This is a genomic window from Bacteroides sp. 1_1_30 (assembly GCF_020982715.1).
GTDB lineage: Bacteria > Bacteroidota > Bacteroidia > Bacteroidales > Bacteroidaceae > Bacteroides > Bacteroides xylanisolvens.
Genome location: NZ_JAJKHN010000158.1, coordinates 1 through 5,314, shown reverse-complemented (window position 1 = coordinate 5,314; position 5,314 = coordinate 1). Strand labels below are relative to the sequence as shown.

The 5,314-nt window shown below is 47.4% G+C and carries 2 tRNA genes and 3 rRNA genes; all 5 read left to right on the top strand.

Annotation, left to right across the window (positions count from 1 at the left end):
• Positions 1–84 precede the first annotated feature (84 nt).
• Positions 85–1,613 (top strand): 16S ribosomal RNA (locus tag LPH68_RS25345).
• Between the two features lie 207 nt (positions 1,614–1,820).
• Positions 1,821–1,897, top strand: a tRNA-Ile gene (locus LPH68_RS25340).
• A gap of 70 nt (positions 1,898–1,967) precedes the next feature.
• Positions 1,968–2,041, top strand: a tRNA-Ala gene (locus LPH68_RS25335).
• Between the two features lie 161 nt (positions 2,042–2,202).
• Positions 2,203–5,082: ribosomal RNA gene (locus tag LPH68_RS25330) — 23S ribosomal RNA — on the top strand.
• Positions 5,083–5,202: 120 nt separating this feature from the next.
• Positions 5,203–5,313 (top strand): 5S ribosomal RNA (rrf, locus tag LPH68_RS25325).
• The 16S, 23S and 5S rRNA genes sit together here with 2 tRNA genes alongside, the layout of an rRNA operon.
• Position 5,314: the final 1 nt, after the last annotated feature.

Sequence of the window (5,314 nt, the reverse complement as noted above, 5' to 3'; positions counted from 1 at the left end):
ATAGGTATTTGAATAAGGTCAATAAATTTACGGCGTCCTGAACAGAGCAAAAAAATCATCTTAACAGATGAAAAAGATACTTTTACAATGAAGAGTTTGATCCTGGCTCAGGATGAACGCTAGCTACAGGCTTAACACATGCAAGTCGAGGGGCAGCATTTTAGTTTGCTTGCAAACTAAAGATGGCGACCGGCGCACGGGTGAGTAACACGTATCCAACCTGCCGATAACTCGGGGATAGCCTTTCGAAAGAAAGATTAATATCCGATAGTATATTAAAACCGCATGGTTTTACTATTAAAGAATTTCGGTTATCGATGGGGATGCGTTCCATTAGTTTGTTGGCGGGGTAACGGCCCACCAAGACTACGATGGATAGGGGTTCTGAGAGGAAGGTCCCCCACATTGGAACTGAGACACGGTCCAAACTCCTACGGGAGGCAGCAGTGAGGAATATTGGTCAATGGACGAGAGTCTGAACCAGCCAAGTAGCGTGAAGGATGACTGCCCTATGGGTTGTAAACTTCTTTTATATGGGAATAAAGTATTCCACGTGTGGGATTTTGTATGTACCATATGAATAAGGATCGGCTAACTCCGTGCCAGCAGCCGCGGTAATACGGAGGATCCGAGCGTTATCCGGATTTATTGGGTTTAAAGGGAGCGTAGGTGGATTGTTAAGTCAGTTGTGAAAGTTTGCGGCTCAACCGTAAAATTGCAGTTGAAACTGGCAGTCTTGAGTACAGTAGAGGTGGGCGGAATTCGTGGTGTAGCGGTGAAATGCTTAGATATCACGAAGAACTCCGATTGCGAAGGCAGCTCACTAGACTGCAACTGACACTGATGCTCGAAAGTGTGGGTATCAAACAGGATTAGATACCCTGGTAGTCCACACAGTAAACGATGAATACTCGCTGTTTGCGATATACAGTAAGCGGCCAAGCGAAAGCATTAAGTATTCCACCTGGGGAGTACGCCGGCAACGGTGAAACTCAAAGGAATTGACGGGGGCCCGCACAAGCGGAGGAACATGTGGTTTAATTCGATGATACGCGAGGAACCTTACCCGGGCTTAAATTGCATTTGAATAATCTGGAAACAGGTTAGCCGCAAGGCAAATGTGAAGGTGCTGCATGGTTGTCGTCAGCTCGTGCCGTGAGGTGTCGGCTTAAGTGCCATAACGAGCGCAACCCTTATCTTTAGTTACTAACAGGTCATGCTGAGGACTCTAGAGAGACTGCCGTCGTAAGATGTGAGGAAGGTGGGGATGACGTCAAATCAGCACGGCCCTTACGTCCGGGGCTACACACGTGTTACAATGGGGGGTACAGAAGGCAGCTACCTGGCGACAGGATGCTAATCCCAAAAACCTCTCTCAGTTCGGATCGAAGTCTGCAACCCGACTTCGTGAAGCTGGATTCGCTAGTAATCGCGCATCAGCCATGGCGCGGTGAATACGTTCCCGGGCCTTGTACACACCGCCCGTCAAGCCATGAAAGCCGGGGGTACCTGAAGTACGTAACCGCAAGGAGCGTCCTAGGGTAAAACTGGTAATTGGGGCTAAGTCGTAACAAGGTAGCCGTACCGGAAGGTGCGGCTGGAACACCTCCTTTCTGGAGCGATGTCGTAAGACGATGCAATTCTACATGAATAATGTAAAACGGCCATCGTTAAAAATAATGACTTTAAAGGTTCTGTTTTTTGTACTACTGGTACTTGTTTATTTATAATATATAGATCAACCATCTATAGAAGTATAGATAGAGATAAACAAGAGAAAAAAGAAGCCGAGTCTAACATCAGGTAGACAAGGTTGAACTAGTCCTATAGCTCAGTTGGTTAGAGCGCTACACTGATAATGTAGAGGTCGGCAGTTCAACTCTGCCTGGGACTACCAAGCTCAAGAATGAGGAACAGCGAAAGCTGAAAGCTAAAAGCTAAAAAACGATATTCTTGAACAACCTCTTGGGGGATTAGCTCAGCTGGCTAGAGCATCTGCCTTGCACGCAGAGGGTCAACGGTTCGAATCCGTTATTCTCCACGATCTCTGAAAAGAGAAACGATCTTTGACATGATGTACAAAAAGTAAAATTAAAAGTAAGAGCTAAAAGTATATATCAAACCGTACGTGTTCGAATATGCAATATTGACAGCCGGAAGCAATTCCCCAAGTCAATACCAGTATGAGAATAAAACGTTTGAAAGAAAGTAAGCAAGGGCGCATGGCGGATGCCTTGGCTCTCGGAGGCGATGAAGGACGTGATAAGCTGCGATAAGCTTCGGGAAGGTGCAAATAACCTTTGATCCGAAGATTTCCGAATGGGACAACCCGGCATTCTGAAGGAATGTCATCCATCCTAGATGGAAGCTAACGCAGGGAACTGAAACATCTTAGTACCTGCAGGAAAAGAAAATAATAATGATTCCCCAAGTAGTGGCGAGCGAACGGGGATTAGCCCAAACCAATGTTGTTACGGCAATATTGGGGTTGTAGGACCACGATATCGCAAGAAATTTAGTGAGAAGAATTCTTTGGAAAATGAAACCATAGACGGTGATAGTCCGGTATTCGAAGCTAAACGAAGCGTAGTGGTATCCTGAGTAGCGCGGGACACGAGGAATCTTGCGTGAATCTGCCGGGACCATCCGGTAAGGCTAAATACTCCCGAGAGACCGATAGCGAACCAGTACTGTGAAGGAAAGGTGAAAAGCACTTCGAATAGAAGAGTGAAATAGTCCCTGAAACCGTGCGCCTACAAGCGGTCGGAGCAGCGTAAGTTGTGACGGCGTGCCTTTTGCATAATGAACCTACGAGTTACTTTTTCCGGCAAGGTTAAGCATTTCAAAATGTGTAGCCGAAGCGAAAGCGAGTCTGAACAGGGCGATTAGTCGGAAGGAGTAGACGCGAAACCAAGTGATCTACCCTTGGTCAGGTTGAAGGTTAGGTAACACTAACTGGAGGACCGAACCGATAAGCGTTGAAAAGCTTCCGGATGAACTGAGGGTGGGGGTGAAAGGCTAATCAAACTTGGAGATAGCTCGTACTCCCCGAAATGCATTTAGGTGCAGCCTTGGGAATTACTACTGTGAGGTAGAGCGACTGATAAGATGCGAGGGCTTCACCGCCTATCAAGTCTTGATAAACTCCGAATGCGCAGTAGTTCGATCCCAGGAGTGAGGGCATGGGTGCTAAGGTCCATGTCCTAAAGGAGAAGAATCCGGACCATCAGCTAAGGTCCCGAAATAATTGCTAAGTTGAACTAACGAAGTCAGATTGCTAAGACAGCTAGGATGTTGGCTTGGAAGCAGCCATTCATTTAAAGAGTGCGTAACAGCTCACTAGTCGAGGAGTTTGGCGTGGATAATAATCGGGCATTAAGCAATTTACCGAAGCTATGGGATCAGTAATGATCGGTAGGGGAGCATTCCACTCTGCGTCGAAGGTGAAGCGTGAGCTTTGCTGGAGCGTGTGGAAAAGCAAATGTAGGTATAAGTAACGATAAAGGGGGTGAGAAACCCCCTCGCCGAAAGACTAAGGTTTCCTGATCAACGCTAATCGGATCAGGGTTAGTCGGGTCCTAAGGCTCAGCCGAACGGTGAGGCCGATGGCAGAACAGGTTAATATTCCTGTACTACCTTAAGGAGTGACGTGGAGACGGAGGAGTGATAGCGCCGCGGACTGACGGAATAGTCCGTTGAAGGGTGTAGATGTTGATCTTTGCAGGCAAATCCACAAAGAGAGTCGAACCTGATAGTATGGAACGTTCTTCGGAACAATCCAATAGTGCGTGTAAACATACTCCCAAGAAAATCCGCTAAACTTAATCTTTAAGGTACCCGTACCGCAAACGGACACACGTAGTCGGGTTGAATATACTAAGGCGCTTGAGTGATTCACGGTTAAGGAACTAGGCAAATTGACCCTGTAACTTCGGGATAAAGGGTCCCAACGAGAGTTGGGCGCAGAGAATAGGTCCAGGCAACTGTTTAACAAAAACACAGGGCTGTGCTAAATTGAAAGATTACGTATACAGCCTGACACCTGCCCGGTGCTGGAAGGTTAAGAGGAGATGTCATCGCAAGAGAAGCATTGAATTGAAGCCCCAGTAAACGGCGGCCGTAACTATAACGGTCCTAAGGTAGCGAAATTCCTTGTCGGGTAAGTTCCGACCTGCACGAATGGTGTAATGATCTGGACACTGTCTCAACCGTGAGCTCAGTGAAATTGTAGTATCGGTGAAGATGCCGATTACCCGCGATGGGACGAAAAGACCCCGTGAACCTTTACTATAGCTTAACATTGAATTTGGGTAATTGATGTGTAGGATAGGCCGGAGACTTTGAAGCAGGTACGCCAGTATTTGTGGAGTCGCTGTTGAAATACGGCCCTTTGATTATTTGAGTTCTAACTCGTAGATGCGAGGACACTGTTTGGTGGGTAGTTTGACTGGGGTGGTCGCCTCCAAAAGTGTAACGGAGGCTTCTAAAGGTGCCCTCAGGACGATTGGTAACCGTCCGTAGAGTGTAATGGCATAAGGGCGCTTGACTGGGAGACAGACAAGTCGATCAGGTAGGAAACTAGAGCATAGTGATCCGGTGTTTCCGTATGGAAGGGACATCGCTCAAAGGATAAAAGGTACTCCGGGGATAACAGGCTGATCCCTCCCAAGAGCTCATATCGACGGAGGGGTTTGGCACCTCGATGTCGGCTCGTCACATCCTGGGGCTGGAGAAGGTCCCAAGGGTTGGGCTGTTCGCCCATTAAAGTGGCACGCGAGCTGGGTTCAGAACGTCGTGAGACAGTTCGGTCTCTATCTATCGTGGGCGTATGAAATTTGCGTGGCTCTGACACTAGTACGAGAGGACCGTGTTGGACTGACCGCTGGTTTACCAGTTGTGCCGCCAGGTGCATCGCTGGGTATCTAAGTCGGGATTGGATAAGTGCTGAAAGCATCTAAGTACGAAGCCAGCCACAAGATTAGATTTCTTAGGGTCGTTAAAGACGATGACGTTGATAGGATGCAGGTGTAAAGGTGGTAACATCAAAGCCGAGCATTACTAATTGCCCGTTCACTTTCTTTCAAATATGTACCGGTTGGGTATATACGTTTAGCGGATTACTGATACGGAAACTGGAAACAGAGAACAGAAACATACTAGTAATAACTTGAGATTTTACTTTTCATCATGTCATAACCTTATTCAGGTGGTTATAGCACGAGGGTTCCACCTCTTCCCATTCCGAACAGAGAAGTTAAGCCTCGTCACGCCGATGGTACTGCGTAACAGTGGGAGAGTAGGTAGCCGCCGTTTT